This is a genomic window from Puia sp. P3 (assembly GCF_050632245.1).
Lineage (GTDB): Bacteria > Bacteroidota > Bacteroidia > Chitinophagales > Chitinophagaceae > Puia.
Map to the genome: position 1 here is coordinate 4,570,799 of NZ_CP192583.1, position 15,931 is coordinate 4,586,729.

Below are 15,931 nucleotides of genomic sequence, written 5' to 3' on the forward strand. Positions count from 1 at the left end.
TCCAAAAATAATTGCGTATGTCGAAACCTGGGGAATGCAGCCGGCATATCTGCGTGCGGAAATGTTCACCACAGGGGTACAATTCCGGTATTTCTGGGGTATCATCCGTTAACTCCCGATTACCATCCCCAAAAGACACCGGAAATGAAATGGATTACTACAAATCAACAAATCTATTCACTGAATATGCTCTTTCAGGAATAAACTCAGATTTTTCAGGTCAGGATCCCTCTCAACGATCTTACCCTGGCTATCCAGCAAAAACTTTGTAGGAAGAAGCTTTACAAAATACCCCGACGCCGCCCCCCAGGTCAAGATACTGGGGCCGGGGAAGTTGTTGCTCCCGGATCACTCTTTTCCAACTCTTTATATACTTCTTATCATCGATCGAGACGGCAACTATCGCAAACCCATACGGTCCATTCTCCTGATAGATCTTCTTTAACTCCCCGAACTCAACTATACAAGGACCACAGTGACTATCCCAGAAATCAACTAAAACATATTTGTCGCGCCGGGAAGCAGCAACAATTTTCACCTTGTTCAAATTCGTATCCAAAAGCGCCAATTCAGGAAAAGCCCTTCCCACCGCCAGGGCCCGCATGATCGCCATTTTCTGTGCAAATACCTTCCCCGCAAAACTGTTCCTTACAGGACCGGAAAGAGAATGATACGCAGAATCCAATACCGGTTCATAACCTCTGCCGGTCAGCTCGCCGATCAGTCCCCACAACACAATAAAAGACCCCGGATGTGCCCTGGCATAACTTAATAAAAACCGGCCCCTTCCGGTGTCGGACGCTTCTTTCGCCGTTTCGAAATTCTTGAACTCGCCCATGTACTTGTTCTCAATTCCTCGGATCTCTCTTATAGAGTCGACGTTACAAGTGATTTCCTGCACCCCGGAATTGACGATAAAATAATCCGATACATACTTTCCAACGGAATCGACATCAACACGAAGCATGAACATGGACGGTTGAAGACAGGGACCCGGGATCACAAATTTCCCCTTGCTGATAGTCGCCCTGCGAAACGCCGTCCCTGCCGGATAATAAGAACTTTCGGCACTTACAGGCATCAGATACACTTCCCCCGTATCGATATTTATCTTTCCATGTAAAACAAACCGCCCGCCAGGCGACTGCCCGAAAACAGACATACTAAAAAGAACAGATGTCACAAAAACGAAGGAAAGGTTAGCTTTTGCTAACCTTTCCAAATATTGGTACGCCGACATTATTTGTTGATCTTTATGACCTTGAAGGTTTTAACACCACTGCCCCGGTACACGTTGACGATATACTCGCCCACACCCAGCCCGGCCCCGATCAGCATCGACTTCGACGGCCTCGTGATCCGCTGCACGGTCCTCCCCGAAAGATCGACAATGACGATCTCTTTCACCTGAGCGGCATCATCCAGCGTCAAATAAAAAGCCGACGTAAAAGGATTCGGATACGCACGCAGCCCGCTGGCCGTCAGATCGCCGGAAAGCGCAGCCGCGGTATTCCCAACTATCCCGCGTTGAACAGCCGCCGACTGAACATGGCCGACCGTACCGATCGTCCACTGCTGCGCCGTGCTGCCGCTATAGCTCCACTGACCCAGGTTGGCGCCGTTGGTATAGTTGTAGATCCCGTCGATATACATCCCCGTCGCCTTGTTCGACAGCGTGAAATATCCGCCTGCCGGCTGTATCAGCCACAGCTGCGCATCGCTGCCGCTATATCCCCACTGCCCGCAGGCCGACCCGTTCGTCGTATTCGACAGACCATCGAGATACAGGCCCGTCGCCTTATTGACCAGACTTACATACCTGCCCGCCGGTACGACCTGCCATTTCTGCGCGTCACTGCCGCTATTGCTCCACTGCCCGCAGGCCGATCCGTTGGTGGCCCGGTACATGCCGTCGGCCAGCTGCGCGCTCGCACGGTTGGTCACCGTCACATACGCATTCCCCGCTCCCTGGTTCATGGCATCGATGATGCCCTGATCCAATACGGCGGCCGTGCCACGGTTATACATGGCCATATTGATATCCCAAACATACGGAATGATACCCTTGCTCCGGGCCGAGCTGACCACATACCGGTACCAATACCGGCGCGAAGCATCGGCCAGCGTCTGGTCCGATGGCGGACTCAACGTCCTGCTGGGCGCACCAAATTCCCCGATGATCACCGGAATACCCTTGTCTACAAACTTCGTCTTCATAAGATTGAAATTCGAATCCAGATAGCTCTCTTCCCCATAGGTGGCATTCCGCGTCGCATCCGTCGTCGAATGGTAGCCCGTACCCCAGTAATAGAACATCTTACCCCAGCTCGCGTCCTGGGTAAGGATACAGAACTGTGGGGGATCATAATAGTGCACCTCCACCATCATCCTGCCCCCGATCGGATCCGAAGGCAGCGTATTCATCAGGGTATTGGTCAACCCCATATTGGTATTAGGTCCCTGTACGATCAGTGTACGCGACGCGTTGTTCCCCCCCGTCGCCCTCACCGCATTGACAAAGGTCTGGTGGTAGGACAACAGCACCGACATCCCCGTCGCATCCGACGCATTCGGCTCGTTGGCGCTCGCGAACAACAGGTGCTCATCATAATTCTTGAAATAGTTCGCGATCTGCGTCCAGTAGTTCTTCTGTTTGGCATTCACCGAAGCCTGCGCGGCCGTGGTCACGTTATTCTCCAGCCAGCCGTCGTCCCAGTGAATGTTGATGATCACATAAAGACCGTTGTTGACACAAAGATCCACCGCCTGCTTCACCGTGCCCATCCAGCCCGCGTCGATGACGCCGTTCGTAGCATGACAGTCCCACGCACAGGGCAGCCTCACAGTGTTGAAGCCCGAAGCCTTTACCTGGTCGATCATTTGCTGAGTCAGGGCCACGCCTCCCCAGGCGGTTACGCTGCACTGCGCTTCCAGTGTGTTACCCAGGTTCCAGCCGACCTTCAATTTCGAGGCGATCGTTTGCGCCGTCGGTAGCTGCGCCCTTATACCCATGGACACAAGGACGCCGATCATCAGATAGACGATTTTCTTTTTCATATGGATCGTTTTGTTGGTTTCTAGTGCGTATTCCAGTAGTCCAGGCTAACATAGTTGTAAATACACCACGCGCCCGGGCCCGTTACAGCGATAACCTCCAGGCCATCTGCAGTCAGCGATTTTACAGACATTTTTGCGTACCAGTTGAGAACGTTCGCGCCCTGGCTCGGATCGTGCAGCAACTGCGCCCCGATAGTCGACAACTCCTTCGTGCCCGTATAGAGCATGAACTTTCCGCTGGCCTGTCCCAGCGCCGGCAGCATTTTATTATTCGAGCTGAAATTCGCATTCCCGATCAGGTCAAAGGTCATAGTTCCATAATCACCCAGCGGACAGATCCACGAGGCCCAGCCGGCATCCCATTCCCAGCCCGTCCCACCAAAATAGATGGGCCCGTTGAACAACTTACTCCCGCCCGTAGGCGTAATGTCCAGCACCCACGTCTTTGACTTGCCATACCCCCCCGTAAGATTGGTCCACTCAGGCGTGCTTACAGCCACCGAGTCCAGCGTATTGATCGTTACAATGGTCGTATCGGCCAGCACATATCCGCCGGCGCTTTCCACACCATATACAAATTTATACTGCCCCGGAAAAGGTACATTGACCGTGTCCTTTACCCGCTGCGACTGTCCGAAAGGCGTCACCCATACCGGCGTAAGACCCGGCGTATTGCTCGTCAGAACGATATTATTGGGATTAGTCGACGAAGGCGCGATAGTAAAAGACAATGTCTTTTTATCGGCCAGCGGCCCCAGTGAGAATTTCTGCTTCATGCACGAGGCCAGCAGCACCACGCATCCCACCGCCACACAAACGCTATTTATGATATTTTTCATGACTTTTTACTTTTACTTGTTTAGATGATGACTACCACCCGGCGTTTTGTTTCAACATCCCGGATGACAACGTGATCTGATCGGAAGGTATCTGCTGGAATCCACGCGTGGCGGTAATGTTCGCCTGTAAGGCAGAGGCGCTCGGCTGCGTGCCCGTGCCATCGTTGATCAGCGACAGCGTGGTATTCGCGGCAATGGTCGCCGCAGCCGTCGCAATCCCCTGACGCAAAAGATCCCAGTACCGGATCCCCTCTCCTACGAATTCAAGCCGGCGTTCCGCGAGGATATCCGCCTTGGTAACAGCAGTAACCGGCGCAGCCGAAGGGATCGCCCGCTGGTGCACCTGGTTGAAATAGCTCACCGCATTCGGACTTCCCAGCTCAGCCGCCATCAGCAGTACATCCGAATATCGGATGGCGAAATAGTCCCTGGCTCTGCGCGACCTGGTAATTGTTGACAGGAAGAGGGTTGTTGTTGACGTCACAGATCGGGCTGTATTTCTTCATATAATAACCCGTGTACTCACGGTTGGCCGCCGCCTTGGAGAACGCCAGGTTCTCGCCTGCGATCGAGGTGATCGAAGCAAAATACCGGCTGTCGTTGGTCTGGTCGAACAGCGCCACCAGTTTTGGGTCCACGGTACACCCTCCCCAACCAAACCCGTATGGATAAACGCTCTGTTCGCGCATACCCGTCATGATCATCCATCCGTTGCCGGTAATATTTCCGTTGTAGTCGCCCGCAGACGAATACTTGATGGAAAAACCACCTCTTTATTGTCCTCTCCCGCATAGGTGACCTTTTTGGCCAGCGACGCGGCGGGCCACAACGTCGTAAAGTCGGTCACCAGCCCGTGTCCGCTATGCGCGATCACATCTTCGACCGCAGCCAGAGCCGTAGCCGCCGTTTCCTTCCCGATCGAACTCTTTCCGTAGTACCCCGAGTAGAACATATACACCCTTGCCAGTAAAGATTCCGCCGCCCATTTGGTTACCCGCCCGTTCGGAACGCTGGTATACGAGGCAGAAGGAAGGTTGTCTGCCGCATATCGCAGATCTTCCATGATCTGTCCATACGTCGAGTCGGGAGAGGCCTGAGGCACATTCGCAAGATTAGGGACCGTCAGCAAGGGGACTTTTTCAAACAACCGCACCAGGTCGAAATAACAAAAAGCACGGATAAAACGGACCTCTCCCGTGTACTGCGTTTTCAACGCCGTACTGTCGCCCCACGCGACATTGTCCATATGCTGCAGCAGGACATTGCACCGATAGATGGCCTGATAATACTTTTGCCACCCGGCACTATGAATGGCCACGTCCGATGGTGATATGGCCTTGTTGAACTCATCCATCATCTCCCATCCATAACCGTCCGATGCGCCCGTCGCGCCAAAACAATTGTCCGAAAAACCTCCATGATCGGCGGGATCGCCTCTCCGTTCCATATCAGGTTCAATCCGTTGTAACACCCTACCATGGACGTGAAAGCATCGGAAGGCGTTTTATAATAGGAGACGTCGGTCTGCTTGGGGTCCGTGAGGGTCGTGGTCAGGAACTTTTTACACGAACCTAGCGTCAGCACCCCCAAAAAACCAATTATTATTATTTTATGACTTTTCATGTTTGTCTTTTTACCGATTAGAAAATAATACTCACCCCAACCATCATTTTTCTTGGGCGGGGATAATAGCCCAGGTCCACACCCTGCCCGAAGGAATATACCCCGGTAGCATCGTATGAAGAATATCCGATCTCCGGGTCCATCCCACTATATTTCGTGAACGTGAACAGGTTCTCGCCAGCCACATACAGACGAAATTGGCTGAGGCTTTTCCATTTCACCAGTTTTGCAAGATCATATCCCAGGGTAATATTCGAAATTCTCCAATAGCTGCCGTCATGAATATAGAGGTCGGAAAAATCCGTCCAGTTGACATTGTTCTGCGTCACCCGGGGCATAGAATTGGAAGTGCCCTGACCGTGCCAGCGGCTCAAAATATCGGTCGTCCAGTTCCCATAATAGCTCGGCGCATCCCTGTACGACTGAACGATCTTATTTCCCGCAACGCCATTTGTTGTTACGGAAAGATCGAAATTCTTGTACCTGCCGGAAACTCTAAAACCAAAAACATGATGAGGATTGGGATCGCCGATATTCACTTTGTCATCGGCAGTAAGCACGCCGTCCCCGTTCATGTCCACGAATTTCACGTCACCTGGATGGGCCGAGGGCTGCAACGGCGCGCCGGACTTGCCTTTCCAGGACTGCACATCTGCTTCCGTCTGAAAGATCCCCGCCGTTTTATATCCCCAGAAATAGCCGATCGGGTTTCCGGACGATGCGCGGAAAAATTCAGGAGCATTCACAAACAGGCTGTTCGAGCCGCCGTGTATGATCCCGTCGGCAGTCGGAATATTATTCACCTTGTTCTGGTTATAAGCGTAGGACCCGGATACCGAATAAGAAAAATCTTTTCCGATATTATTATTGTAAGCCAGTTGAAGTTCTACACCCCTGTTGGTGACGTTGCCGCCATTGATGTAGGGATTGGTCGAAACACCCGCCGTCGCCAGCAAAGGCGCCGCTACCAGCCAGTCCTTTGTCAGCTTGTTATAGAGATCGATGCTTACGCTTAGCTTACTGTCCAGCAAGCTGGGCGTCGATCCCGATATTGGTCTGCCGGGAGGTTTCCCACTTGGTCTTCTCGACGCCGATCGAAGAAGGATAGGAACCCGCCGTAAGCGCACTATTGGTATTCCCGAAATTATACTGCGCATTCGCCAGGCTGATCAACGACAGGTAATTGAAGGGAGTAATGCCGTCATTGCCATTAGACCCCCAGCTCGCCCTTAGTTTCAGAAAATTCAACCACGTCCTTGCCGCCGTCATGAACGACTCCTCACTGGCTACCCAGCCCACAGACAGCGACGGGAAATACCCCCACTGACGATCTTTGGCAAACATGGTAGAACCATCGGCACGAAAGACGGCGGAAGCCAAATATTTATCCTTGTACGAATAATTGATCCTTCCAAAAAGGAAGCCTGGGCATAGATAGCCCGGGCATTGCCGGAAAGCGACAGGGAATTAGTGACCGTTTGCCTGTTGGCCGTTGTGGTGTCCGGACTCATCTGTATAGAAGTGACATTGACCGTGCTCAGATAGCCGCGGTCAAAACTGGCGAACAAGGTAGACCCGGTATTAAACCCGCCCAGATAAGATCCCTGGTACTTACGAACCGCACTTCCCGCCAGAATATCAAATTTGTGCTCCTTGATCCTCAGCAGGTAGTTCGCCGTATTGTCCCAGCTCAGAGTATAGTCCTGCGAGCTGTTCTGACCAGTCCCTTCATACCGGTTGTACGAGTATACAGACAGGTTATCGTAGATCGGCAAATAGCTGTGGTATGCCGAAGCAGCGTAATTGAAGCCGAAAGTGGATTTGAGCTTTAAATTCTTCACCGGCTGCAACTCCGCAAAGACGTCCCCAAATAATTTCTGGGTCTTGGTGTCTTTTTGATTATTATAGACCATCAGCGCATAGGGGTTCGCTTCACCGGTGTTCCATGGTCCGCCATTATAAACTTTTGATTTGAGGCTGCTCAGGAAGTTCCCGGCCGAGTCATACATAGCCAGCAGCGGACTGGTCTGAAAGGCGCTCCGAAGAGAGTTTCCATATATTCCCCCGTCTGAGATACCATATTGATCGATAAAAGAGAAAGTCAGATGCTCCCCGATCCGTAATGCGCCATCGTACAATTTACGCTCGGAATTGGTACGGAAATTATACCGCTGATAATTGGAAAGCTTCTGGCCGCCGACGATACCGCCCTGCTGCGTATAAGACAGCCCCAATGAATAGGACGAAACATCAGACCCTCCGGTAGCGGATAGATTGTAGTTCTGCACCGGCACATTGGAGGATATCATCTCATCCAGCCAGTTGGTGCCCTTACCAAGTGAATTGATCTGCGACTGAGTAAAAAGAGCCGGCAGACCCGAATTTAGCGCCGCCTCGTTCTGCATCACGGCATATTGCTTCGCATTCAGAAGGCTGGTTTTAGGAGGAGAGTTCTGCCAGCCATAATAGGCGTCGAACGACACCTGTCCGGCATTTTTTGCCCCCATCTTTCCGCTTTTGGTCGTGATCAGCACAACCCCGTTCGCCCCGTTGATACCGTAAATGGCGCTCGACGCCGCATCTTTTAAGATATCCACCGAGGCGATGTCCGCAGGATTCAAATAGGTAATATCACTGTTGATCACACCGTCAACCACGTACAACGGATTTGCATTTCCGATCGTACCCGCTCCACGGATATTGACCTTGAAACCGCCGCCCGGCTGTCCCGACGTGGAAGTAATATTCACCCCGGCCGCCTGACCCTGCAGCGCCTGCAGCGTATTGGTGGTATTCAGCTTGGCAAGGTCCTCCCCTTTGACATGGGCCGTGGCGCCCGTCACCGCCTTCGACTTCTGCACCCCATAACCAACGACGACGACATCGTCCAGCTTCGCATAGGTTTCAGCGAGCTGGATATCCAGACTGCTCGTCCCTGCATCTATTTTAACGGTTTTCGACCCATGCCCCACCGCAGTGATCTCCATCGTCTCACCCGTCCTGACCGTGACAACAAATACCCCATCATTATTGGAAGCAACTGTATTTTTTTCTCCCTTTAACGGCAATCGTGGCATTGGCCACCGGCTGCCCGGTCACCGCATCGGTGACCTTTCCTGATATTTTTCGTTCATCTCCCTGCGAAAAGGCATAGACGCTCAGGAGCAGAAGGGTCAGGACCGCCAGATTGGCTTTGACCTCCTCCGTAAAATTTTCATTTCTGGCATAACAGCAATTTTTGGTTAATAAAAAAACTATGGTTTGTAGATCGTTTTCGTCCTTCCATCATAGGTGACCGTCACCGCCGCCCCCTTCGCGGCATCGATGCCCTGCCCAACCCACTCTATCCTGAACACCCGCTTAAGCAGCATCCCCCCGAACCGCCCCTCCCGCGGACCGATCGTCAGCCTGCCGTTCGCCTCCTCATAACGCATCGGTATGATCGCATAAGCACCCTTCTCGTAGTTGTAATTCGTTCCTTCGTCCTCATAAAGGCTGAAGACCGCATCCCTGCCGGCATAGACCCGCAGCGTGACGGTGTCCGCCGGACGCTGCCCCGTATACTGCAGATCCGGCCCCATCGCCGGATCGACCCCTCTCTCACATACACGGGCATACGCTCGTAGGGTGCCTCCGCGGAGATCCGCTGGCCCCCGTTCACCAACTTCCCCGAATACAGATCATACCAGCCCTGCCCGCCAGGAAGATAGACTTCCCTGGAACGCGCTTTGTACGCAGTGACAGGCGCCGCCAGCAGCGACGGCCCCAGCAGGAACTCATCCGCCACACCAAGCGCCGCCGTGTCGGTCGAAAAATCCATCGCCAACCCCCTCATCATCGTATAGTCGTCCTTCCAAACCCGCCCGCACAGCGAATAGAGATAAGGCATCAGCCGGTACCGCAGCTTATCATAATAGAGCATGCTCCGGTACGCCGGATGGTCCTCCGGCGCTACATTGTATATCTCCCGGTAAGGAAATTGACCATGCACGCGGAACAAAGGACAGAAAGCCCCGAACTGATACCACCTCGTCATCTGCTCTCTCCATTCCTCCAGGTCCTCCCCTCTTCGCATCCTCAAAGCGCCGCTCTACAGCAAAGCCGCCGATATCCATCGTCCAGTAAGGAATACCGGAAAGTGAAAAATTGATCCCGGCCGCTATCTGGTTTTTCATATCCGACCACCGCGCAGCGATATCCCCGCTCCAGATGGCTGCCCCATATCGCTGGGAACCCGCAAAACCGCTGCGCGTAAGAATGAACACGCGTCGCGAACTGTCGGCGGAACGCTGCCCCTCATAGATGCCACGCGCATTCTCCAGCGGATAGGCATTCAGCCATTCAGCCGAAGGCCCCAGCGCCGTGGGCGTCATCTGTTCTTTTCTTTTTCTGCGGAGATACATTGGAAAGGATATCCGGCTCGCTGGCGTGTCCATCCACCAGGCATCGATCCCTTTGCGGTACAACTTTGCGGTCAAGCAATTCCCAAAAGCCCGCCGCGCCGCCGGATTGAAAGCATCGTAAAATGTAGAGACGTACCCGTTCCCGATCCAGTCCCGCTGACCATCCGCCACATTCCTTTTATAGAGCCATCCATTCCGGTCAAATTCCTTATACACAGGAATACCCCGGTAAAATTTCGGCCAGACCGAGATCATAAAATGCGTATGATAATCCCGGTGAAGCGCCTGTATCATGCTGTCCGGCGAAGGAAACCGGGCCCCATCGAAATCCTGGCTCCCCCACTCCTCCTGGCGCCAGTAACTCCAGTCAAGCACAATATTGTCCAGCGGTATTCCACGCTTCCGGAACTCTTTCACCGTCTGCAGGACCTCGCCTTCGGTCTTATACCGCTCCCTGCTCTGCCACAATCCCATCGCCCACCGGGGGACCATCGTAGCCTTACCCGTAAGACGCCGGTAGCCCGCCACCACCTCGTCGGCATTCCTCCCATAGACAAAATAATAGTCCAGCTGCCCTCCCGCTTCCGACGCAAGACTGAACTCATCCTCCTGCCCGGCCGGCAGCGGACCCTGCCATTTGATCGACAGGTAGGATTCCCCGCCATCCGGTATCCATTCGATCCTGACCTTTACCTTTTTCCTTTCTCCAGCGGCACACGCACCAGCGCCGTACCCGGATTCCACGCCTGCCGCCAGCGGTCCACCATTAGCTGTCCGTCCAGATACACCTTCAAATAGCCTGCATACTTCAGCCTGAAGACATGAAGGCCGGTCACCCCGGACGCAAGCGCCCCCTCCCATACAACCGACCCTTTCGCAGCATCAAAAGCGGCCGGCAACAACCTTTTTGAATCTCCCAGCCATTCGTAATCTATATCTGAAGCCGGCTGGCTAACTTCGCCAACGCCATTGCTTTTGTAAGTAGCCGTCAACCAACCCTCTTCTCCCTTATCGGAGAACAGCCGCAGCGAAGACAACGGCTGATAAGGGCGCACATCCCCGGCAGCGCCGATAGAATAGTTATCCCAAAGGATCCCATAGTTCCTGCTGGAGACCAGAAAAGGAACAGCCACCTCCGTATTGTTCTGGAAAAGATCCACCCGGTAGCCCTTGTAATTGACCAGGCCGTCCTGATGCTGCCCCAGGCCATAAATCGCCTCGCCGCGCATGGTGCTGAACGTCTGCCGGATCCGCCAAAGGGGCTTACCTTCGAAAACCGCCGGCTCAAAACTCCGACCCCCGATCGACTTTTCCGCGGCGATCAGCCTGCCCGACAGATCGGCAAACCGTACCGCCCCCGTGGAAAGCCGCACCGTTGCCGCCAGCAAACGCGTTTTCAGGACCACCTCGCTGTCGTTTTGCGAGATCTGCCACTTGCAGGGAAGAATCTGTCTTGTAGGTAGTAATAAGGCTCTCCGTTTGCCGGGAAGGCTCACCTTCCGGACAGGACAGCACTCTGATGATATTGTCCGCCACGACTAAAAGCCGGACGGCCGCCGCATGGCCGGAATAACGAAGATCCGGGTAGACAACGACACCGTCCGCCATGCGGACTATGGGATAAGCCTTAACAAAGGGAGAAATACGACCGGCAATGCAGACGCCGGTAGTCAGAATAAATAACGATACAGTCAATAGGCAATGCAACCTTCGGTCAGACATAGCAAGCAGTTATTTGCTGACCAAAACTAGTTTGCTACAACCACAGGAAGGGTACCCTAACTCGCAAATGACGGTATCGAATTGTTTTCAGCAGGGGCATAATTCTGTTATTTTCTGGTATCCAACGGTTCACTTTTTCCTTCTCTCCGCCTGATACACACTCGGCAGCACCCCATATACCTCCTTGAAATAGCGGGCAAAATATTTCGGATTATTAAATCCCACCATATAGGCCACCTCCGCCACATTATGCCGACCCTTCTCCAGCAGCTGTGCAGCCCGCTGCATTCTATAGCTACGGATGAACCCTATCGGCGTCTTTCCCGTACAGGAAATTATCTTTTTATACATCGAGGTACGGCTCAGCCCCATTTCCCTCGCCCACTCGTCAACCGAAAATTCCGCGTTGGCAATATTCTTTTCCAGCACAACCACCGCCTCCCGCACAAAATCTTCCTCCGTCTTCTCCGGCTCCAATTCCACTTCCGCCGGCTCTACTACAACCCTTCTTTTTCAGCGTCTCCTCGACGGAGCCCCTGAAATCCAATAAATTCCGGATCCGCGAGATAAGTATCTCCACATTAAATGGTTTCGAAAGATAGTCATTGACCCCCATTCCCAGCGCCTTCAGCTGCTCCTGCTCACCCGAAAGCGCCGTCAGCAGAACGACAGGAATATGCCGCACCCGCTCGTCAGCTTTTATTTTCCTGGAAAGTTCCAGGCCGTCCATCAACGGCATATTCACGTCACTGATGACCAGGTCCGGCTGCGCGGACAGCGTCTTCTGCCATCCCTCCCTGCCGTTGGCAGCCTCCAGCACCGTGAACAGCGGCGCAAGATTATCCTTTAAATAGAACCGGAAATCCTCATCATCTTCCACCAGCAGCACCTTGAACCGCCGTCCCGGCGTACCGGTTCCTCCCACCTTCACCTCTTTCCCCCTTTCCGGCTCGGCTGGTCCATCCAACATATCCTGTCCCCTTTCCGCCATGCCCGGTCCGCCCGCCAACTCCTGCTCCCTTCGCGCGGCAACACCCCCGGACCACTTCTCCCGCCACACGCGTTTCCCTGCCGCCGGCCACCACCGTCACCGGCAACAGCACCGTAAAACAGCTTCCTTCATCCGGCTCACTCTCCACCTTGATCGTACCCCCGTGCATCTCCACGAACTCCCGCGTGATGGCCAGCCCGATCCCCGTGCCCTGGTTCCGGATATGCCCGGGAGAATCTCCCTGGAAAAAGACTCGAATATCCTCCCCTGCAGCTCCGCGGGGATTCCAATACCGGTATCGCTCACCCTAATCTCCAGCAACGCGCCCTTATCATCCTGTTCGAGCACAGCCAGCCGAACCCCGATCGACCCGCCCGTCGGCGTGAACTTGAACGCGTTCGACAACAGATTGAATAAGATCCGCTCCACCTTGTCCCTGTCAAATAGCGCAGACAACTGCTCCATCTCCGTATCATAACACAGCTTTATACCCCGCTCATCGGCCAGATCCATAAACGAATTCGCCGTCGCCCTGATAAAACCGGCGATATCACCCCTGCTCATATTCAGCTTCAACTCATTGACCTCCATCTTTCGCATGTCCAGCAGCTGGTTCACCAGATGCAGCAGCCACTTCGCATTCCGCTCGATCGTCATCGCCAGCTGCCTCCTTCCCGGATCATCGGCTCCCCGGATCAACCGGTCCACCGGCGACAGGATCAGCGACAAAGGCGTCCTGAACTCATGACTCAGATTCGTAAAGAACTTTATCTTCATCCGGTCCAGCTCATGCACCCGCATCGCCTCACGACGCTCCTCCGCCAGCGCAAACCGCGCCCTCGCACGCCGGATGATCCGCATACGCGCAAGATACAGGACCAGCAGCACCGCGATAACATACGCGGCATACGCAAACCCCGTCTTCCACCACGGCGGCCTCACGACCACCCTTAGCGCAATCCCACGGTCATTCCATACCCCGTCGCTGTTGGACGCCTTTACCCGGAAGATATACTCGCCGGGATCTATATTCGTATACACCGCCTTCCGGCTCCTCCCATCCGTCGTCATCCAGTCCTTGTCAAATGGCTCCAGCCGGTAAGCATACCGGTCCTTTCGGGCATTGATATAGCTCAGCGCCGCAAACTCCAGCGTAAAATTATTCTGGTCGTACGACAACGTCAGCTCCCCGTCCTTCCCGACAGAAGACGGCAGCGACACTCTCTTTATTATAAAGCTGCAAACCCGTCAGCACCACCGGCGGCGGCCGATCATCAAGCCCGATCGACTCCGGCCTGAACAGATTAAAACCCTCGGCCCCCCGAAAGCCAGCTCCCCTTCCCTGGTGCGAAAGCCCGAGGCCACGTTGAACTCCCTGCCCTGCAGACCGTCATACTCCGTCAAAATTCAAACACTTGATCTTTACCCGCTGACTATCCTGCCCGACTTCTATCTTCGACAGACCGCCCGAACTGCTCACCCAAAGGTTGCCGCCCCGGTCCTCCTGCACACTCGCGATCGTATTGCCCGGAAGACCGTCCTTTACCGTAAACACCTCGGAAACTGTCGCTACCCGGCCGCATAACGCTCAACCCCATTCGTGTCCCCACCCACATATTGCCGCGGCGGTCACTGCAGAGCGAAAAGACAATATTGTCGCTGAGCTTGCTGTTTTCGGTCGTATAATAAATGAATTGCCCCGTGCTTCGCGTCAGCACACTGACCCCATAGGACGTCCCTACCCATAGATTGGTCGCCCTGTCCTCGGCAAGCACGGGGACATAGTTCGAGTGTATCGAATGCTGCATAGCGACCGTATTGTGATAGAACCTGCCCTTCGCCACATCCATCCTGTCGAGCCCGCCCCTCATCGTTCCCACCCACATGCCGCCTTCCGCATCCTCCAAAGAGAATACACCCCGTCATCTGCCAGACTCCCGGAGTCCTGATCCCTATGCCTGAAATGAGTGAACACACGGCCGTCGTACCGGTCCAGTCCCCCTGATACATGCCCACCCACAGCGCACCCCGCCGATCTACAAGCAGCGATATGATGACGTCCCCCGCAATGCTATTGGGGTCGTCCATCTCACTGACGGTATTGCAGCCATCTGTTGCCCGCCCTGTCGAAATAGATCAGGCCTCCCCCGTCCGTACCGATCCATAAATTTCCCTTTCCATCCTCCGCAAAGCAGTTGACGTCATTGTAGGGCAGACTCTCCGCCCGCCCCGTCTGGTGCCGGTATAGGGGAACCGCAATACGTTCTGCTGGTAATACGCAACTCCCTTCTTCAGCGTCCCAACCCACACGCCGCCGGTATTATCGCAAAAAAGTGAAGTGATCGTATTCTCCGGCAGGCTTCGCTCCTCATCCGAATGCTGCAGATAACGAACCGTCATCTTTCCCTTATCGAGAAGATCGATACCACCCTTATCCGTCGCTATCCAGATAAGCCCCTTGTCGTCCTGCACCACGTCGCTGATATTGTTGTTGCTCAGCCTCGCCGTGCCGGAATCCCTTGAAAAATGCCTGACCCCTCCCGTATGAGGATCGTATTCCCATAACCCCGAAAGGTTGTCCATCGCATACAGCCACAACTGCTCCTGACCGTCAATATACAGCTTGTAGCCGTAAGGCGACCGCTGTGCCCGGCGTTTTAATACGTCCGTCTGCAGCGTGACGGTCCCCCGCCCGGGGTCCAGCCGCTCCAGCAGACCATCATAATACGACAGCCAAAATGCCCCGGAACCATCGGTCACGGCATCCGCCACAGGGTTCTCCGCAATACCGGACCTTATCCGAACGGCTCCCCGCACCGGATCATACCGGTAAACACCCGAATCGCTGTAAACGAAGTAATAGTTGAGGTCCTTCCCCTTTAAAATGGCAACAAGATTATACGCCGGGATATGATTTGCCGTCAACCAGGCCGTTCGATGCGGTTCGAATCCCCCGGTGACCGGATCGTAAATGTTAAGGCCGCCCGTCCCCGTACTGATGAATAGCTTATTGCCAGGCCCTTCGAAGATACCCCCCACATGGTCGTCCGTAAGAGAGGCCGGATCCTGATCATCGTGCCTGAAAACCTTGAATGTATAGCCGTCGTACCTGTTCAGACCGGAATTGGTACCTATCCAGACAAATCCCTGTTTGTCCTTGAAAATGACATTTATATGATTATTCGAAAGACCATCCTGGCCTGCAAGCCTCGTAAAAGGATAGTCCCTGGACTGACTAAATCCCCACGACCCGGCCGCCAGCAAACATGCAAGCAACAACCATCTCCTGATCATAC

Annotated in this window: 17 protein-coding genes and 4 pseudogenes; 1 reads left to right on the top strand and 20 read right to left on the bottom strand. The window is 54.0% G+C overall.

Annotated features, from left to right (window positions below):
- Positions 1–250 precede the first annotated feature (250 nt).
- The 13 genes and pseudogenes from ACQ86N_RS28500 to ACQ86N_RS28560 all read right to left on the bottom strand — a co-directional run bounded on the left by ACQ86N_RS28500 (position 251) and on the right by ACQ86N_RS28560 (position 11,328).
- Positions 251–1,081, bottom strand: a complete 831-nt coding sequence (locus ACQ86N_RS28500) for a TlpA family protein disulfide reductase (protein WP_431210009.1) — start codon at positions 1,079–1,081, stop codon at positions 251–253.
- Positions 1,082–1,239: 158 nt separating this feature from the next.
- A complete protein-coding gene (locus ACQ86N_RS28505; protein WP_431210010.1) occupies positions 1,240–3,057 on the bottom strand; it encodes a cellulase family glycosylhydrolase in 1,818 nt (605 codons plus the stop codon).
- 20 nt (positions 3,058–3,077) lie between these two features.
- Positions 3,078–3,896 (bottom strand): hypothetical protein, encoded by an 819-nt coding sequence (locus tag ACQ86N_RS28510; protein WP_431210011.1) that lies wholly within the window; start codon positions 3,894–3,896, stop codon positions 3,078–3,080.
- 31 nt (positions 3,897–3,927) lie between these two features.
- Complete coding sequence (locus ACQ86N_RS28515) at positions 3,928–4,287, bottom strand: RagB/SusD family nutrient uptake outer membrane protein (RefSeq protein ID WP_431210012.1); 360 nt, start codon at positions 4,285–4,287, stop codon at positions 3,928–3,930.
- Complete coding sequence (locus ACQ86N_RS28520; RefSeq protein ID WP_431210013.1) at positions 4,277–4,600, bottom strand: hypothetical protein; 324 nt, start codon at positions 4,598–4,600, stop codon at positions 4,277–4,279. The genes ACQ86N_RS28515 and ACQ86N_RS28520 overlap by 11 nt, the downstream gene beginning before the upstream one ends.
- Positions 4,597–5,343, bottom strand: coding sequence for a RagB/SusD family nutrient uptake outer membrane protein (locus ACQ86N_RS28525; RefSeq protein WP_431210014.1), 747 nt, complete (start codon positions 5,341–5,343; stop codon positions 4,597–4,599). The genes ACQ86N_RS28520 and ACQ86N_RS28525 overlap by 4 nt, the downstream gene beginning before the upstream one ends.
- A gap of 193 nt (positions 5,344–5,536) precedes the next feature.
- A complete protein-coding gene (locus ACQ86N_RS28530; protein ID WP_431210015.1) occupies positions 5,537–6,550 on the bottom strand; it encodes a hypothetical protein in 1,014 nt (337 codons plus the stop codon).
- The gene (locus ACQ86N_RS28535; RefSeq protein WP_431210016.1) at positions 6,537–6,863 is read right to left on the bottom strand and encodes a hypothetical protein; all 327 of its coding nucleotides are present in this window, start codon (positions 6,861–6,863) and stop codon (positions 6,537–6,539) included. Before ACQ86N_RS28535 ends, ACQ86N_RS28530 begins: the two co-directional genes overlap by 14 nt.
- Positions 6,806–8,596, bottom strand: a complete 1,791-nt coding sequence (locus ACQ86N_RS28540) for a SusC/RagA family TonB-linked outer membrane protein (protein WP_431210017.1) — start codon at positions 8,594–8,596, stop codon at positions 6,806–6,808. The genes ACQ86N_RS28535 and ACQ86N_RS28540 overlap by 58 nt, the downstream gene beginning before the upstream one ends.
- Before the next feature lie 177 nt (positions 8,597–8,773).
- Positions 8,774–9,100 carry a DUF5110 domain-containing protein gene (locus ACQ86N_RS28545; RefSeq protein WP_431210018.1) on the bottom strand — a complete coding sequence of 109 codons (327 nt, stop codon included), beginning with the start codon at positions 9,098–9,100 and terminating at the stop codon, positions 8,774–8,776.
- 65 nt (positions 9,101–9,165) lie between these two features.
- Positions 9,166–9,510: pseudogene (locus ACQ86N_RS28550) on the bottom strand (alpha-xylosidase); the annotation flags it as partial.
- Positions 9,428–10,666 carry a TIM-barrel domain-containing protein gene (locus ACQ86N_RS28555; protein ID WP_431210019.1) on the bottom strand — a complete coding sequence of 413 codons (1,239 nt, stop codon included), beginning with the start codon at positions 10,664–10,666 and terminating at the stop codon, positions 9,428–9,430. The gene ACQ86N_RS28555 and the pseudogene ACQ86N_RS28550, both read right to left, overlap by 83 nt.
- The gene (locus ACQ86N_RS28560; RefSeq protein WP_431210020.1) at positions 10,612–11,328 is read right to left on the bottom strand and encodes a hypothetical protein; all 717 of its coding nucleotides are present in this window, start codon (positions 11,326–11,328) and stop codon (positions 10,612–10,614) included. The genes ACQ86N_RS28555 and ACQ86N_RS28560 overlap by 55 nt, the downstream gene beginning before the upstream one ends.
- Positions 11,329–11,482: 154 nt before the next feature.
- On the opposite strand from ACQ86N_RS28560, the gene ACQ86N_RS28565 reads away from it, so the two are divergent.
- Positions 11,483–11,605: a hypothetical protein gene (locus ACQ86N_RS28565; protein WP_431210021.1), complete on the top strand. Its 123-nt coding sequence runs from the start codon at positions 11,483–11,485 to the stop codon at positions 11,603–11,605.
- 168 nt (positions 11,606–11,773) lie between these two features.
- Here ACQ86N_RS28565 and ACQ86N_RS28570 read toward each other — a convergent pair whose 3' ends face one another.
- From ACQ86N_RS28570 to ACQ86N_RS28600, 7 genes and pseudogenes are all read right to left on the bottom strand, one after another.
- The gene (locus ACQ86N_RS28570; RefSeq protein WP_431210022.1) at positions 11,774–12,073 is read right to left on the bottom strand and encodes a helix-turn-helix domain-containing protein; all 300 of its coding nucleotides are present in this window, start codon (positions 12,071–12,073) and stop codon (positions 11,774–11,776) included.
- Positions 12,033–12,704: a response regulator gene (locus tag ACQ86N_RS28575; RefSeq protein WP_431210023.1), complete on the bottom strand. Its 672-nt coding sequence runs from the start codon at positions 12,702–12,704 to the stop codon at positions 12,033–12,035. The genes ACQ86N_RS28570 and ACQ86N_RS28575 overlap by 41 nt, the downstream gene beginning before the upstream one ends.
- 85 nt (positions 12,705–12,789) lie before the next feature.
- Positions 12,790–13,856 (bottom strand): annotated as a pseudogene (locus ACQ86N_RS28580) (ATP-binding protein); the annotation flags it as partial.
- Between the two features lie 169 nt (positions 13,857–14,025).
- Complete coding sequence (locus ACQ86N_RS28585) at positions 14,026–14,190, bottom strand: two-component regulator propeller domain-containing protein (RefSeq protein WP_431210024.1); 165 nt, start codon at positions 14,188–14,190, stop codon at positions 14,026–14,028.
- Between the two features lie 49 nt (positions 14,191–14,239).
- Positions 14,240–14,521, bottom strand: a pseudogene (locus ACQ86N_RS28590) (two-component regulator propeller domain-containing protein); the annotation flags it as partial.
- A 203-nt stretch (positions 14,522–14,724) separates the two neighbouring features.
- A complete protein-coding gene (locus tag ACQ86N_RS28595) occupies positions 14,725–14,943 on the bottom strand; it encodes a two-component regulator propeller domain-containing protein (protein ID WP_431210025.1) in 219 nt (72 codons plus the stop codon).
- A pseudogene (locus ACQ86N_RS28600) lies at positions 14,937–15,929 on the bottom strand (ligand-binding sensor domain-containing protein); the annotation flags it as partial. The pseudogene ACQ86N_RS28600 and the gene ACQ86N_RS28595, both read right to left, overlap by 7 nt.
- Positions 15,930–15,931: the final 2 nt, after the last annotated feature.